This window comes from Candidatus Methylomirabilota bacterium (genome assembly GCA_036001065.1).
In the GTDB taxonomy this organism is placed as follows: domain Bacteria; phylum Methylomirabilota; class Methylomirabilia; order Rokubacteriales; family CSP1-6; genus MNEF01.
This window is the reverse complement of sequence record DASYUQ010000206.1, coordinates 14,091-27,803: the sequence shown is the minus strand read 5'-3', so window position 1 is coordinate 27,803 and position 13,713 is coordinate 14,091. Positions and strand designations below refer to the sequence as shown.

Annotated in this window: 18 protein-coding genes; 11 read left to right on the top strand and 7 right to left on the bottom strand. The window is 69.3% G+C overall.

Annotated elements, in window-relative coordinates; all coding sequences use genetic code 11:
* The 11 genes from rplO to rplQ form a co-directional block, all read left to right on the top strand.
* On the top strand, positions 1-348 hold a 348-nt coding region (rplO, locus tag VGV13_19940), incomplete at its 5' end, for a 50S ribosomal protein L15 (protein HEV8643357.1).
* Positions 345-1,673 (top strand): preprotein translocase subunit SecY, encoded by a 1,329-nt coding sequence (secY, locus tag VGV13_19935; protein ID HEV8643356.1) that lies wholly within the window; start codon positions 345-347, stop codon positions 1,671-1,673. The genes rplO and secY, both read left to right, overlap by 4 nt.
* Positions 1,673-2,341 carry an adenylate kinase gene (locus tag VGV13_19930; protein HEV8643355.1) on the top strand — a complete coding sequence of 223 codons (669 nt, stop codon included), beginning with the start codon at positions 1,673-1,675 and terminating at the stop codon, positions 2,339-2,341. The genes secY and VGV13_19930 overlap by 1 nt, the downstream gene beginning before the upstream one ends.
* Positions 2,338-3,252: a type I methionyl aminopeptidase gene (gene map, locus VGV13_19925; GenBank protein HEV8643354.1), complete on the top strand. Its 915-nt coding sequence runs from the start codon at positions 2,338-2,340 to the stop codon at positions 3,250-3,252. Before VGV13_19930 ends, map begins: the two co-directional genes overlap by 4 nt.
* Positions 3,249-3,467, top strand: coding sequence for a translation initiation factor IF-1 (infA, locus tag VGV13_19920; protein HEV8643353.1), 219 nt, complete (start codon positions 3,249-3,251; stop codon positions 3,465-3,467). Before map ends, infA begins: the two co-directional genes overlap by 4 nt.
* A 120-nt stretch (positions 3,468-3,587) precedes the next feature.
* On the top strand, positions 3,588-3,701 hold the full coding sequence (gene rpmJ / locus VGV13_19915) for a 50S ribosomal protein L36 (GenBank protein ID HEV8643352.1): 114 nt from the start codon (positions 3,588-3,590) through the stop codon (positions 3,699-3,701).
* A 91-nt stretch (positions 3,702-3,792) separates the two neighbouring features.
* A complete protein-coding gene (gene rpsM, locus VGV13_19910) occupies positions 3,793-4,221 on the top strand; it encodes a 30S ribosomal protein S13 (protein HEV8643351.1) in 429 nt (142 codons plus the stop codon).
* Between the two features lie 3 nt (positions 4,222-4,224).
* Complete coding sequence (gene rpsK, locus VGV13_19905) at positions 4,225-4,635, top strand: 30S ribosomal protein S11 (GenBank protein ID HEV8643350.1); 411 nt, start codon at positions 4,225-4,227, stop codon at positions 4,633-4,635.
* A gap of 9 nt (positions 4,636-4,644) precedes the next feature.
* Positions 4,645-5,268, top strand: a complete 624-nt coding sequence (gene rpsD, locus VGV13_19900; protein ID HEV8643349.1) for a 30S ribosomal protein S4 — start codon at positions 4,645-4,647, stop codon at positions 5,266-5,268.
* 10 nt (positions 5,269-5,278) lie between these two features.
* Entirely contained in the window at positions 5,279-6,262 is a 984-nt protein-coding gene (locus tag VGV13_19895) for a DNA-directed RNA polymerase subunit alpha (GenBank protein HEV8643348.1), read from the top strand.
* A complete protein-coding gene (gene rplQ, locus VGV13_19890; protein ID HEV8643347.1) occupies positions 6,259-6,735 on the top strand; it encodes a 50S ribosomal protein L17 in 477 nt (158 codons plus the stop codon). The genes VGV13_19895 and rplQ overlap by 4 nt, the downstream gene beginning before the upstream one ends.
* 39 nt (positions 6,736-6,774) lie before the next feature.
* Here the strand turns inward: rplQ and VGV13_19885 are convergent, their stop codons facing one another.
* The 7 genes from VGV13_19885 to trxA form a co-directional block, all read right to left on the bottom strand.
* Entirely contained in the window at positions 6,775-7,449 is a 675-nt protein-coding gene (locus tag VGV13_19885) for a dienelactone hydrolase family protein (protein HEV8643346.1), read from the bottom strand.
* An 11-nt stretch (positions 7,450-7,460) separates the two neighbouring features.
* Complete coding sequence (locus VGV13_19880; protein HEV8643345.1) at positions 7,461-8,714, bottom strand: hemolysin family protein; 1,254 nt, start codon at positions 8,712-8,714, stop codon at positions 7,461-7,463.
* On the bottom strand, positions 8,711-9,985 hold the full coding sequence (locus VGV13_19875) for a hemolysin family protein (protein HEV8643344.1): 1,275 nt from the start codon (positions 9,983-9,985) through the stop codon (positions 8,711-8,713). The genes VGV13_19880 and VGV13_19875 overlap by 4 nt, the downstream gene beginning before the upstream one ends.
* Positions 9,978-11,009, bottom strand: coding sequence for a thiamine-phosphate kinase (gene thiL, locus VGV13_19870; GenBank protein ID HEV8643343.1), 1,032 nt, complete (start codon positions 11,007-11,009; stop codon positions 9,978-9,980). The genes VGV13_19875 and thiL overlap by 8 nt, the downstream gene beginning before the upstream one ends.
* Positions 11,006-11,572, bottom strand: a complete 567-nt coding sequence (locus VGV13_19865) for an aminodeoxychorismate/anthranilate synthase component II (GenBank protein HEV8643342.1) — start codon at positions 11,570-11,572, stop codon at positions 11,006-11,008. The genes thiL and VGV13_19865 overlap by 4 nt, the downstream gene beginning before the upstream one ends.
* 122 nt (positions 11,573-11,694) lie before the next feature.
* Positions 11,695-13,200, bottom strand: a complete 1,506-nt coding sequence (gene trpE / locus VGV13_19860) for an anthranilate synthase component I (GenBank protein ID HEV8643341.1) — start codon at positions 13,198-13,200, stop codon at positions 11,695-11,697.
* Between the two features lie 54 nt (positions 13,201-13,254).
* Positions 13,255-13,584, bottom strand: a complete 330-nt coding sequence (trxA, locus tag VGV13_19855) for a thioredoxin (GenBank protein HEV8643340.1) — start codon at positions 13,582-13,584, stop codon at positions 13,255-13,257.
* Between the last annotated feature and the right edge of the window lie 129 nt (positions 13,585-13,713).

The window sequence follows — 13,713 nt, the reverse complement described above, 5'->3', positions numbered from 1 at the left end:
AAGGGCCAGAAGGCGCGCTCCGGCGGCGGCGTGCGCCCCGGATTCGAGGGCGGGCAGATGCCGCTCTTCCGGCGGTTGCCCAAGCGCGGCTTCCTGCCCTACGGCGGCAAGACCGAGTGGGCCATCGTCAATCTCAAGTCGCTGGCGCGCTTCGCCGCCAACGCCGTCGTCGATCCGGAGAGCCTCGTGCGCGCCCGGCTCATCAAGAACAGTGCGCGCGGGCGCGTGAAGGTGCTCGGCACCGGTGATCTCGAGCACGCGCTGACAGTGAAGGCGCACGCGGTGAGTGGCTCCGCGCGGACCAAGATCGAGGCCAAGGGCGGGCGCGTCGAGGTGCTGGCGGAGTGATCGAGAGTCTCCAGAGCTTCCAGAACGTCTTCAAGATCCCGGAGCTCAAGCGCCGCGTGATCATGACCGCGGTGCTGCTCATCGCCTACCGCATCGGCGCTCACGTTCCGACCCCCGGCATCGACGGGCACGCGCTCGGGCAATACTTCGACCAGGTCGCCAACACGCTGCTCGGCATGGTCGACCTGTTCTCCGGTGGCAACCTGCGCCGCCTGTCGATCTTCGCGCTCGGGATCATGCCCTACATCTCCGCCTCGATCATCCTGCAGCTGCTGACCGTCGTCATTCCCGCCCTCGAGCGGCTGGCGAAGGAGGGCGAGGCGGGCCGCAAGAAGATCACGCAGTACACGCGCTACGGCACCGTCGTGCTCTCCGCCATCCAGGGGCTCGGCATCGCGGTCGGGCTCGAGAGCATGCGCAGCCCGACCGGGGTCTCGATCGTCCCCAATCCCGGCTGGGGCTTCCGGCTGCTCACGATGATCACCCTCACGGCCGGGACCGCGATGATCATGTGGATGGGGGAGCAGATCTCGGAGAAGGGTATCGGCAACGGGATCTCGCTGATCATCTTCGCCGGCATCGTCGTCCGCCTGCCCTCGGCGATCGTGGCCTCCTACACCCTGATGACCACGGGCGAGATGAAGCTGTTCGTCTTCGGCGCGCTCTGCGCGCTCATGCTGGCGGTGACGGCGGCCGTGGTGTTGATGCAGGAGGGGCAGCGCAAGATCCCGGTGCAGTACGCCCGGCGGGTGGTGGGACGCCGCGTCTACGGCGGGCAGTCCACCCACATTCCGCTCCGGATCAACACGGCGGGCGTGATCCCCGTCATCTTCGCCTCTTCGCTGATCCTGTTCCCGGCCACCCTCACCAACTTCATGCCCCATCTCTGGATGCAGGCCATCTCCGACGCGCTCAGCCCGGGGCGGTTCAGCTACACGCTGCTCTACATGGCGCTCATCATCTTCTTCGCCTACTTCTACACGGCGATCGTCTTCAACCCCATCGACCTCGCCGACAACATGAAGAAGTACGGCGGGTTCATCCCGGGCGTCCGCCCCGGCAAGAAGACGGCGGAGTACATCGACCACGTGCTGACCCGGATCACGCTGCCGGGCGCCCTGTTCCTGGCCGTGATCTCCGTCTTGCCCGACTTCCTCATCCGCTGGTTCAACGTCCCCTTCTATTTCGGCGGCACCAGCCTCCTGATCGTGGTGGGGGTGGCGCTGGACACCGTGCGCCAGATGGAGTCCCATCTGTTGATGCGCAACTACGAAGGCTTCCTCAAGCGGTCCCGGTCACGGTCCGGGGCCTTCGGGAGAGGCTGATGGGCGGGGGCGCGGGGGCGAGGATCCGGCTGGTCTTCCTGGGCCCCCCCGGCGCGGGCAAGGGCACGCAGGCGCGCGAGTTGGCGCGCGAGTGGGGCGTACCCCACGTGGCCACCGGGGACATGCTCCGCGAGGCGGTGGCGGCGGGCACGCGGCTGGGTCGGGAAGCCAAGCGCTACATGGATCAGGGGGCGCTGGTGCCCGACGCGGTGATCATCGACCTCATCGCCGAGCGCCTGAGCCAGCCCGACGCCACCCGCGGCTTCATCCTCGACGGCTTTCCGCGGACGATCCCCCAGGCGGAGGCGCTGGAGAAGCTGCTGAAGGATCTCGACCGGCCGCTCGGCCGCGTGATCTTCTTCGAGGTCTCCCAGGCCGAGCTGCTGCGCCGGCTCACCGGACGTCGCGTCTGCCGAAACTGCCAGACCGCCTTCCACCTGACGTCGGCGCCCCCGAAGCGCCCGGGCGTATGTGACCGGTGTGGAGGAGATCTCTACCAGCGCGAGGACGACAGCGAGGCGACGGTGCTGACCCGCCTGAAGGTCTACCAGAAGCAGACCGCCCCCCTTCTCGAGTACTACCGGAGCCGGGGGCTTTTGCACACCGTGCCCGGCGAAGGCGCCATCGAAGCGATCCGGAGCGCCATCCGGCGGGCGGCCGGCGCATGATAGATCTAAAATCCGCGCGGGAGATCGAGCTGATGCGCCGGGGGGGTCACATCCTGGCGGACGTGATGGACCACCTGTCCACCACCGTCAAGGCCGGGATGTCGACGCTGGAGATCGACGAGGACGTGGAGGCGTTCATCACGGACCGGGGCGCCAAGCCCGCCTTCAAGGGCTATCGGGGCTTTCCGGCCACGGTGTGCATCTCGATCAACGAAGAGGTGGTGCACGGCATCCCCTCGCCCCACCGCCGGCTGAAGGAAGGGGACATCGTGGGGCTCGACCTCGGGTGCATCGTGGACGGGTACTACGCCGACTGCGCCTTCACCATGGCCATCGGCGAGGTGCCGCCGCCCGTCCAGAAGCTCCTCGACGTCACCCGCGGAAGCCTGGAGCTGGCCATCGAAACGTGCCGGCCAGGGCGGCGCCTCTCGGACGTCTCCCACGCCGTCCAGAAGCACGTGGAGGCGCACGGCTTCGCGGTGGTGCGCGCCTTCGTCGGCCACGGCATCGGCCGCGCGCTGCACGAGGAGCCCCAGGTGCCGAACTTCGGCGAGCCGGGTCGTGGCCCGGAGCTGCGCCCCGGCATGGTGCTGGCCATCGAGCCGATGGTGACCATGGGCGGCTGGGAGGTGCGCATCCTTGACGACGGCTGGACGGCCGTCACCAAGGACGGCAGCCTGGCCGCCCACTTCGAGCACACCGTCGCGGTGGCGGAGAGCGGGCCGGACGTGCTCACTCGGCGCAGACCCTCGGAGGGGGGCTTCGCCCCCCATCCCCGCTCGGAAGGGGCGGACACGGCCCCCTCCGAAATCCCTGGTCAGAGGGGCCCTCACGGCCCCCTCCGAACCTTCCCAAAGGGTTGCGCCGGCGGAGCCGGCGCTCGAACCGAGCGAAAGCAGCGCGAGAGATGACGAAAGAAGACGCGATCGAGGTGGAGGGGACCGTCGTGGAACCGTTGCCCAACGCGATGTTCCGCGTCGAGCTGGACAACGGGCACCGGGTGCTGGCCCACGTCAGCGGCAAGATGCGGATGAACTTCATCCGCATCCTGCCGGGCGACCGGGTCAAGGTCGAGCTGTCTCCCTACGACCTGACGCGGGGCCGCATCACGTACCGGTTCAAATAGTCGGAGGGGGCCTAAGCCCGGAGGGGGGCTTCGCCCCCCTTCCGGAACCTCCCCCCAGGAAAATTGCGGCGGCAAAGCCGCCGCCCGAACGGCGCGAATAGAGCGAGGGACGAGGGGACGATGAAGGTGAGACCTTCGGTGAAGGCACGGTGCGAGCACTGCAAGGTCGTCAGGCGGCGCGGCGTCATCCGCATCATTTGCAAGAATCCGCGGCACAAGCAGCGGCAAGGATAGCGTCGGAAGGGGCCTCGACGGCCCCCTCCGAGGCCTCCCCCAGGAAAGGATTGCGCCGGCGAAGCCGGCGCTCGAAAGAGGAGAATGAGGCATGGCGAGAATCGCAGGCGTGGATCTGCCCCGGGAGAAGCGCGGTGAGGTCGCCCTCACGTACATCTACGGCATCGGCCGGTCGGCCGCGCTGCGGGTGCTCCAGCAGGCGCGCATCGATCCGAACAAGCGCGTGAAGACCTGGACCGAAGACGAGGTCGGCCGGATCCGCGACATCATCGAGCGCGAGCAGAAGGTCGAGGGCGACCTGCGCCGCGAGATCTCCATGAACGTGAAGCGGCTGATGGATATCGGCTGTTACCGAGGCATCCGCCACCGCAAGGGGCTGCCGGTGCGGGGGCAGCGCACGCACACCAACGCCCGGACGCGCAAGGGACCGCGCAAGGGCGTGATGGTCAAGAAGAAGACTGTGGCGGCGGCGCCGGCCCCGACAGCGGCGGCGGCCGCGCCCAAGAAGGCAGGAGCCTAGCGTATGGCAGAGCAGCCGACCAAGCCGGTTGCGCGCAAGAAGGGTGGCAAGAAGCGCGAGCGCCGAGAGGTGCGGACGGGCGTCGCCCACATCCAGGCGACGTTCAACAACACGATCGTGACGATGACCGACAAGATGGGCAACGTGGTGTCCTGGGCCAGCGCGGGCAGCGCCGGCTTCAAGGGATCCCGCAAGAGCACCCCCTTCGCCGCCCAGACCGCCGCCGAGCAAGCGGCGCGCAAGGCGATGGAGTACGGGCTCAAGTCCATCGAGGTCTACGTGAAAGGGCCGGGGGCCGGGCGCGAAGCGGCGATCCGGTCGCTCCAGGCGGTGGGGCTGGAGATCACCGCCATCAGGGACGTCACGCCGATCCCGCACGACGGCTGCCGGCCGCCGAAGCGGCGGCGGGTGTAGGAGGCGCGCATGGCGCGATACCGCGATGCCAAGTGCCGTCTCTGCCGGCGGGAGGGCATGAAGCTCTTCCTCAAGGGCGCCCGCTGCTTCACCGACAAGTGCGCCATCGAGCGGCGCAACTACCCACCCGGCCAGCACGGGCTCAACCGCGGCAAGCTGACGCCGTTCGGCGTGCAGCTGCGGGAGAAGCAGAAGGCCAAGCGGATCTACGGCGTGCTGGAGAAGCAGTTCCGCCGGTACTTCGAGTGGGCCGAGCGGGAGAAGGGCGCCACCGGCGAAAATCTCTTGAAGCTCCTCGAGCTGCGTCTGGACAACGTCGTCCACCGGCTCGGCTTCGCCGCCTCCCGGCGCGAGTCGCGGCAGATGGTCGCCCACGGTCACTTCCAGGTGAACGGGCGAAAGGTCACGGTGCCGTCGTACCTGGTCAAGGTGGGGGACGTCGTCGAGCTCCGGCCCACCTCCAAGCACGCGGCGCGGGTCGACGACAACGTCAACGCGGGCCGCGGCCAGGTGCCGCAGTGGCTGGAGGTCCAGCCCGACGGCCGGCGCGGCGTCGTCCGGAGCGAGCCGTTGCGCGAAGACATCCAGATCCCCGTGTCGGAGCAGCTCATCGTCGAGCTGTACAGCAAGTAGCGGGAGAGCTATGCCACGCATTCCGTTCCAGAAGCCTCGCAAGGTCGAGTGGGAGATCCTGAGTGAGCGCTACGGCCGGCTGGTGGCCGAGCCCTTCGAGAAGGGCTACGCGCTCACCGTGGGTAATTCGCTCCGCCGGACGCTGCTGGCCCTCGTGCCCGGCGCGGCCGTCTCCTGGGTGAAATTCGACGGCGTCAAGGCCGCGGATGCAAAGATCGCCGGCGTGACCGAGAGCACGGCCGAGGTGTTGCTGAACTTTAAGAAGCTGGCCATCCAGGTGCCGTCGGGCGAGCCGCGGGTACTGCGACTTCAGATTAACGGTCCCAGGGCCGTCACCGGCGCCGACGTGCCCGAGACGGACGTGGAGATCGTGAACGCCGAGCTTCACCTGCTGACCCTGGAGGCCGGCGCCCGGCTGAGCCTGGAGATCGGCGTGGGGGTCGGCCGCGGGTACGAGGCAGCCGATCGCAAGACGGCGCCGGCGCCCGCGGGCGCCATCCCGCTCGACGCGGCCTACTCGCCGATCACGCGGGTCTCCTACAACGTGGAGATGTCGCGGCTAGGCAAGATCACCGATTACGAGAAGCTCGTGCTGGAGATCTGGACCAACGGCGCGGTGGGCCCCGAGGACGCGCTCGAGCGCGCGGCCAACTACCTCAAGTCGCACTTCAGCCCGCTGACGATCGCCGCCGGCGAGGAGGAGGGCGAGGCCGAAGGGCCGTCGGGCGAGGAGTATCTCCGCGAGGCGCTGGCCAAGACGCTGGAGGAGCTGCCGCTGCCCGCGCGCGCCATCAACGCGCTCAAGAACGCCGAGATCCACCTGGTGGTCGACCTCGCTCAGAAGACCGACGCCGATCTCGAGCAGGTGAAGAACCTCGGTGAGAAGTCCATCGACGAGATCAAGAGCGCGCTGGCCGCGTTGGGGCTGTCGCTGGGCATGCGGATCGATCCCACCATTCTGGGCGCGCTCGGGCGCGGAGGGGTCGTGCGATGAGGCACCGGCGCCACCGTTACCGGCTGGGGCGGGTGACGGCCCACCGCTGGGCTCTGCTCCGCAACCTGCTCGTCGCGCTCTTCCGCCACGAGCGGATCACGACCACGGAGGCGAAGGCCAAGGCCCTGCGCCCGCTGGCCGATCAGATGATCAGCCTGGCCAAGCGCGAGAACCTGCACGCGCGGCGCCAGGTGCTGGCGATGGTGCCCGACGTGGAGGTGGTGGGCCGGCTCTTCGACACCATCGCCGCGCGCTTCGCCGATCGGCCCGGCGGCTACACCCGCATCATCAAGAACGGCGTTCGCCGCGGAGACGCGGCTCCCCTGGTCTTCCTCGAGCTGGTCGAGCGTACCGAGGCCCCCCAGGACAAGGGCAAGTCGAAGGGCGACAAGAAGGAGAAGGCGCCCAAGGGACAAGCGGGCGCGCCCGGCAAGCGCAAGAAGAAGGAGAAGGCCGCCGCCGCGTCGGCCTAGTCCGCGCTCCCCAGCGCCTCCGGTCCCTGGAGGCCGGTCCTACTTCAGGTGCTTGCGGAAGAAGGCGAGGGTGCGGCGCCAGGCATCGTCGGCGGCCTGCTTGTCGTAGACATCGGCCCGCTCGTCGTTGAAGAAGGCGTGGTCCACGCCCGGGTAGATGTGGATCTCCGACTGCTGGCCCGCCTTCTTGATGGCCGCGTCCACCCCTTTGGCAATCGATGGGCTCACGAATTGGTCCTTCTCGGCGAAGAGGCCGAGCACCGGACCGCTGAGCTTCGCATAATCCGGCTTCACATTGGGATGCACGCCGTAGAAGTTCACGCAGGCGCCGATGGACGGGTTGAGCGTGGCGGCGAAGAGGGCGAGCTGGCCGCCCATGCAGAAGCCGACGGCGCCGAGCTTGGCCGTGGACGATTGGCCGGCCAGGTACTTGGCCGCCCCCCGGAGGTCCTTCTCGGCCTGTGCGATGTTGAGGGCCATGAAGAGCTTGCCGGCCTCGTCGGGCTCCGCGGCCGTCTTGCCGTGGTAGAGGTCGGGCGCCAGCGCCGTGAAGCCCTCGGCCGCGAAGCGGTCGGCGACGTTCTTGACGTGCCGCACGAGCCCCCACCACTCCTGGATCACGAGCACACCGGGCCCCTTGCCGGAGGCGGGCGTGGCCAGGTAACCGGCGGTCTTGGTGCCGTTCGACGGGAACTCCACCATCTTGCCAGCCATGAAGGGCCTCCTTATGACGGGGTGTCGCTGCTCGGCGCGCGCATCGGCGCGATCTTCACCGCGGCCACGCGCCGCTCGTCGGCTTCCAGCACGGTGATCGCGTAGCCCGGCACCTGGAACTGCTCGCCGCGTCGCGGGATCCGGCCCAGCGTGGCCAGTACCAGGCCGGCCACGGTCTCGTAGTCTCGCTTCGGCAGGGTCCAGTCCAGCGCCTCGTTGAGCTCGTCGATGTTCGTCCGCCCGGCCACCCAGTAGCTGCCGTCCGGGAGCCGCTCGACGGAGGCCGGCGTGCGGTCGTGCTCGTCGCGGATGTCGCCCACGATCTCCTCGAGGATGTCCTCGAGGGTGACGATGCCGGTGCTGCCGCCGTACTCGTCGACCACGATGGCCATGTGAATGCGTCCGCGCTGCAGCTCGCGGAGCAGGTCGTCGATGCGCTTGGTTTCCGGCACATAGTAGGGCTGCCGCATCAGCTCATCCACGCGCCGCCCCTCGGCGCCGCGACGCAGCAGGTCCATCGCCGAAATGACGCCCACGATGTTCGTCTCTCGCTGCCGGTAGACCGGGATTCGGGAGAAGCCCCGCTGCTGGATGAGGGCGATGGCGTCCCGCGGCGTCGCCGTCTCCGGCAGCATGACGACCTCCACCAACGGCACCATGACCTCGCGGACGGTCGTGTCGCCGAGATCGAAGATCTTGTCGATCATCTCGGCTTCCTGGGTGGTGACGTCGGCCTCGCCGGGCTCCATGGACAGCAGCGCCTTCAGCTCCTCGCGCGACACGAAGTGGCGGGTGTCGGGCTGGCGGGCGCCGAAGAGCCGCAGCACCCCCGCCACCACGGTCTGCGAGAAGACCACGAAAGGCGCCAGCAGGACCGCCGACCAGGTCAGGAGCCGATAGAGCTTGAGGACCAGCGGCGTCGCCCACTCCCGCGCGATCGCTTTCGGGATGATCTCGCCGAAGACGAGCATGAGGGGCGTGAGGGCGACGGTGACGACGATCGGGGCGGTGCCGCCCAGCACCGGCAGCAGCCCGAAGGTGGCCGCCGACGAGGCCACGATGTGGGCGATGGTGACGCCGATCATCGCGGTCGAGAGCACGCGCTCCGGATGCCGGAAGGCCTCCAGGTACTCCGCCGCGGTGCCATTGCCCTCCTCGGCGAGGTGGCGCAGCCGCAGCCGGTTGGCGGCGATGAAGGCCATCTCGGCCGCCGAGAAGAACATGGTGGCGCCCAGGCACAGGGCCGCGATCCAGAGGAGCGTCACGCCGCCACCTCCCCCTCGGCCGGGTTGTGGAGCTCGACCAGCACCTCGACGATGCGCGTCCGCTCGACTTTCTCCACCGTGACCGTCAGCTCCGGCGTCTCCGCCCGCTCCGCTTTGCGGGGCACGCGTCCGAACAGGTCGAGGACCCAGCCTCCGACGGTGTCGTACGACGTGTTGGAGATCTGCAGGCCGGTGACCGCGTTCAGCTCGTCGATGGGCAGCTTGCCCGCCACCCGGTAGGTGGTGGCGTCGATGCGCTGGATCAAGCGCTCCGGCTCGTCGTACTCGTCGGCGATCTCGCCGACCAGCTCCTCCAGGAGGTCCTCCAGCGTCACCAGCCCAGCGGTGCCCCCGTACTCGTCCACGACGATCGCCAGATGGAGCTTCTTGGCCAGGAACTCCTGGAGCAGCACGTCCGCCCGCTTGGATTCGGGGACGAAGTAGGGCGGGTGCAGGTGCGCCCGCAGGTCGAAGTCCGGGGGCAGCCCGTCGACATAAGGCAGGAGGTCCTTCGTGTAGAGGAGGCCGACGATGACGTCGATCGAACCCTCGTAAACGGGCACGCGCGAATGGAGGTTCTCGCGCAGCGCGGGCAGGATCTCGCCGACCGGGGTCTCCACGTCGAGGCAGAACATGTCGGTGCGGGGCACCATGATCGAGCGCACCGGGGTGTCCTCGAGCTCGAAGACCTTGTGGATCATCTCCCGCTCTTCGCGCTCGACGACACCCTCGCTGGCGCCCACGTCCACGAGGGTGCGGAGCTCCTCCTCGGTCAGCTCGGGCTGCAGCGTCCGGTCGCGCCCGATCATCCGCAGCGTCAGCGTGGTGAGACCTCCCAGAATCGCCCGCACCGGCATCAGCAACCGCTCGAGCCAGGCCACCGGCCCGCCGGCCAGGGCCAGGAACCGCTCGGGATGCTTCACGGCCAGCGTCATCGGGAGGACCTCCCCGAAGGTCGTCAGGAGCAGGATCATTCCGAGAATTTCGGCCAGCAGCCCGTAGCGCCGGCCGAAGACCTGCTCGGCGACCGTCGCGGCCAGCGCGGCCGCGCCGATGTTGATCAGCGTGATCCCCACCAGCAGGGTGACCAGGAGGTCGTGGGGGCGCTCGATGAGCGGCGAGCGGATGACGTCGGCGGTCTGGGCGCCGGTCAGGCGCTTGAGCCGGGCGCGCCCCAGGGAGAAGTAAGCCGCCTCGGCGCCCGTCAGGACGGCCGAGCAGGCGACGAGGACCACCAGGACCAGCAGCTTGAGGACGATTCCCTCAGCCACGTCGGCGCTCCGCCACGAAATGCTCGAAGCCCGGCGTGGCGGGCCGCTCGCGCCCGCGGGCGTCGACGAAGTGAACGGCGCCGTCGGCGACGATCTCACCGATGCGGCTCAGGCGGGCGCCCGTTGCCCGCTCCAGGCCTTCGCCCAACCGGCTGAACGCGGTGGGCTCGCACGTGAGCAGCAGTTCATAATCCTCGCCGCCCCCCGTGGCCCAGGCCAGAGGATCGTCGCCCAGTGCGCGGGCGACGCGCCGCGTGCTCTCGGCGATCGGCAGACGCTCGATCTCGACGCGCGCGCCCACGCCGCTTTCCTCGGCGATGTGGCCGAGGTCGGTGGCGAGCCCGTCGGAGAGGTCGATCATCGCCGTGACCCCGCCCGCGGAGGCCAGCCACCGCCCCTCGGCGACGCGCGGCCGGGGTCGCAGGTGCGCTCCGGTGACGTCGGCCAGCCACTCGGCGGGGGCGCCCGGGGGGGCCTTGGCGCGGTCGAGCACGGCCAGCCCGGCCGCCGCGCGGCCGAGCGTGCCGGTGACTGCGACGACGTCGCCGGGGCGCGCGGTCGAGCGCAGGACGGGCGCGAGCGTCACCTCGCCGAGGACCGTCACGTTGACGAGCCACCCCGCCGGCGACACCGAGGTGTCGCCGCCGACCAGCGCGACACCATGCTCGCCGGCGAGGGCCAGCGCGCCGGCGTAGAAGGCCTCCACTTCCTCCAGACTCGTGCCGGTCGGGCAGGCCAACGCGACGAGCGCCCAGCGGGGGCGCCCCCCCATCGATGCGACGTCGGACAGGTTCACCGCGACGGACTTCCAGCCAATGTCGGCCGGCTCCGCGTACCGCCGCCGGAAGTGCACGTCCTCCAGGAGGAGATCGGTCGTCGCGACCAGCAGGGTGCCGGCCGCCGGCTCCAGCACGGCGCAGTCGTCGCCGATGCCCACGCGAACGCCGGGGCCGCCGGCCGCGCGCTGGCGGACGGCGCGGATGAGCGAGCTCTCGGTCAAACGCCCGGCGGTGCGCGGGCTCATCGTTTGTCGAGGAAGTTCCGCAACAGCGACTTGCCCTCGACGGTGAGGATCGACTCGGGGTGGAACTGGACGCCCTCGATCGGATGGCGCCGGTGGCGGATGCCCATGATCTCGCCATCCTCCGACCACGCGCTCACCTCCAGCTCGTCCGGCACGGTGTCGCGCAGGATGACGAGGGAGTGGTAGCGCGTGGCCACGAAGGGGTTCGACAGTTCCCGGAAGACGCCGGAGCCGTCGTGCTCGATCGAGGAGGTCTTACCGTGCATCTGTCGCTGGGCGCGCCCCACGGTGGCCCCGAAGGCGCGGCCGATGGCCTGGTGTCCGAGACAGACGCCCAGGGTCGGCGTCGTGGAGCCGAGCCGGCGGATCACGCCGATGGAGACGCCGGCCTGGTCGGGCGTGCCGGGGCCCGGCGAGATGACGATGCGCTCGGGCCGGAGGATGGCGATCCCGTCCACGTCCAGCTCGTCGTTGCGGACGACCTTGAGGATGGCTCCCAGCTCGCCCAGGTACTGGACGAGGTTGTAGGTGAAGGAGTCGTAGTTGTCGATGACCAGGATCACAGGCTCGCCTCGATCTTCATCGGTCGCCTCGCCTGCGGCTGCGGCTCCAACTGCGGGCTGCGGCTCGCACGACCAGGCTCACAGGCTCGCCTCGCCTCCGGCTGCGGCTCGCACGACCAGGATCATGCGCGCGCCGCGGGGCCGGCCATGCGGAGGGCCAGCACCAGGCCCCGAGCCTTCGAGCAGGTCTCCAGCCACTCGGTCTTCGGATCCGAATCGGCCACGATCCCCGCGCCCACCTGGACCGACGCGCGGTTGTCGTGACACACGATCGTCCGGATCGTGATGCACGAGTCGAGGTTGCCCGAATAGGAGAAGTAGCCCACGGCGCCCCCGTAGGGGCCCCGCTGGGTGGGCTCCAGCCCGTCGATGATCTCCATCGCCCGGATCTTGGGCGCTCCGGTGAGGGTGCCGGCCGGGAAGCACGCCGGAAGCACGTCCAGCGCGTCGGCCCCGGGGGCGAGCTGGCCTACCACGTGGCTCACGAGGTGCATGACGTGCGAGTAGCGCTCGATGGCCATGAACTCCGTCACCTTCACCGAGCCCAGCACGGAAACGCGCCCGACGTCGTTGCGGCCGAGGTCGACCAGCATCACGTGCTCGGCCCGCTCCTTGGGATCAGCGAGGAGCGCCTCCGCGATGGCCTTGTCCTGCGCCTCGGTGGCGCCGCGCGGGCTCGTGCCAGCGATGGGGCGCATCTCCACGCGGTCGCCCTCCAGCCGCACCAGCACCTCGGGCGACGAGCCGACGATCGTCGTTCGGCCCAGGCGCAGGTGGAAGAGATAGGGGGACGGGTTGATGGTCCTGAGCGCCCGGTAGACGGCGAAGGGCTCGGCGGTCAGCGGGCAATCGAGCCGGCGGGAGACGACGATCTGGTAGGCGTCGCCGGCGGCGATGTGCTCCTTGGCCCGCCGCACGGCCTCGGTGAACGCGGCCTCGTCCATCGTCGAGGTGAAGCCCTCCTCGCCCAGCGCCAGCAGCGGTCCGGGCGGGGCCAGGCTGAACGGGGCCGGCGGGCGCGTCGGGCGCTGGAGCTTCGCCAGCGTCATGCTGATGCGGACGGCGGCCCGGTCGTAGGCCTGATCGAGCGACGTGTCGTCGCGGTCCTCGATGTGGGCGTTGGCGATGACCAGCAGGCGGTGTCGCAGATTGTCGAACACCAGCAGCGTGTCCGTGAACATGAAGACGGCGTCGGGCAGTTGGAGGTCATCGTGCGCCGTCGCCGGCAGCCGCTCCATGTGGCGGACCATGTCGTAGGCCAGGTAGCCGACGGCGCCGCCCTGGAAGCGCGGCAGTCCCGGCACGCTGACCGGCTGGAACTGTCGGAGCAGGCCGCGCAGCGCCTGGAGCGGGTTGCCATCGGGCAGGCGCTCGACGCGCCCGGCCCGCTGAAGCGAGATCTGCCCGTTCTTGGCGCTGAGGATCATGAGGGGATCGGTCCCCAGGAAGGAATAGCGCGCCCACTTCTCGCCGCCCTCGACCGACTCGAGCAGGAAGGAATAGGGGCCCGGGCGCAGCCTCAGGTACGCGGAGAGCGGCGTGTCGAGGTCCGCCGGCAGCTCGGCGAAGACCGGGACGAGGTTTCCCTGGCCCGCGAGCGCGCGGAACTCGTCACGGGTGGGAGCCAGTGAAGGGACGTTTTTTCCCGCGGTACCGATACGTGGGGCGCCTCGACGCCCAGGTCAGGCGAGCGCGTCCAGTTTCTTCTGCAGCTGAGTCCTCGGGACCGCGCCGATCACCTGATCGACGACCTTGCCATCCTTCACGAACAGGATCGTGGGAATCGAGCGGATGCCGTGCCGGGCGGCGAGCCCGGGATTCTCGTCGACGTTCACTTTCGCCAACGTCACCCGGCCCGCCGACGCCCGCGCGAGCTCCTCGAGCATCGGCGCAATCGCGCGGCAGGGGCCACACCACTCCGCCCAGAAGTCCACCATCATCAGGCTCTGGTTGGCTGCCAGCGCCTCGTCGAAGTTTTGCTCGGTAAGGTGGACGGTTTCGGAATCAGCCATGGACGGCTCTCCTGAATAAAAAGTCAACGCCCACGCTAACATGCCGCTCGACGCGGCGCAAGGCTTGGGCGCTCCGACCCTGAAGGAATCCTTGTCACTTTGGCACCAGGTCATGGTAAAGTCTGTCCT

What these genes read in the sequence shown, in the direction of transcription:
- trxA (HEV8643340.1), bottom strand. Translation starts at nt 13,584, where the DNA reads ATGGCTGATTCCGAAACCGTCCACCTTACCGAGCAAAACTTCGACGAG.
- map (HEV8643354.1), top strand. Translation starts at nt 2,338, where the DNA reads ATGATAGATCTAAAATCCGCGCGGGAGATCGAGCTGATGCGCCGGGGG.
- VGV13_19930 (HEV8643355.1), top strand. Translation starts at nt 1,673, where the DNA reads ATGGGCGGGGGCGCGGGGGCGAGGATCCGGCTGGTCTTCCTGGGCCCC.
- rpsK (HEV8643350.1), top strand. Translation starts at nt 4,225, where the DNA reads ATGGCAGAGCAGCCGACCAAGCCGGTTGCGCGCAAGAAGGGTGGCAAG.
- infA (HEV8643353.1), top strand. Translation starts at nt 3,249, where the DNA reads ATGACGAAAGAAGACGCGATCGAGGTGGAGGGGACCGTCGTGGAACCG.
- rpmJ (HEV8643352.1), top strand. Translation starts at nt 3,588, where the DNA reads ATGAAGGTGAGACCTTCGGTGAAGGCACGGTGCGAGCACTGCAAGGTC.
- VGV13_19895 (HEV8643348.1), top strand. Translation starts at nt 5,279, where the DNA reads ATGCCACGCATTCCGTTCCAGAAGCCTCGCAAGGTCGAGTGGGAGATC.
- thiL (HEV8643343.1), bottom strand. Translation starts at nt 11,009, where the DNA reads ATGAGCCCGCGCACCGCCGGGCGTTTGACCGAGAGCTCGCTCATCCGC.
- rpsM (HEV8643351.1), top strand. Translation starts at nt 3,793, where the DNA reads ATGGCGAGAATCGCAGGCGTGGATCTGCCCCGGGAGAAGCGCGGTGAG.
- rplQ (HEV8643347.1), top strand. Translation starts at nt 6,259, where the DNA reads ATGAGGCACCGGCGCCACCGTTACCGGCTGGGGCGGGTGACGGCCCAC.
- rpsD (HEV8643349.1), top strand. Translation starts at nt 4,645, where the DNA reads ATGGCGCGATACCGCGATGCCAAGTGCCGTCTCTGCCGGCGGGAGGGC.
- VGV13_19885 (HEV8643346.1), bottom strand. Translation starts at nt 7,449, where the DNA reads ATGGCTGGCAAGATGGTGGAGTTCCCGTCGAACGGCACCAAGACCGCC.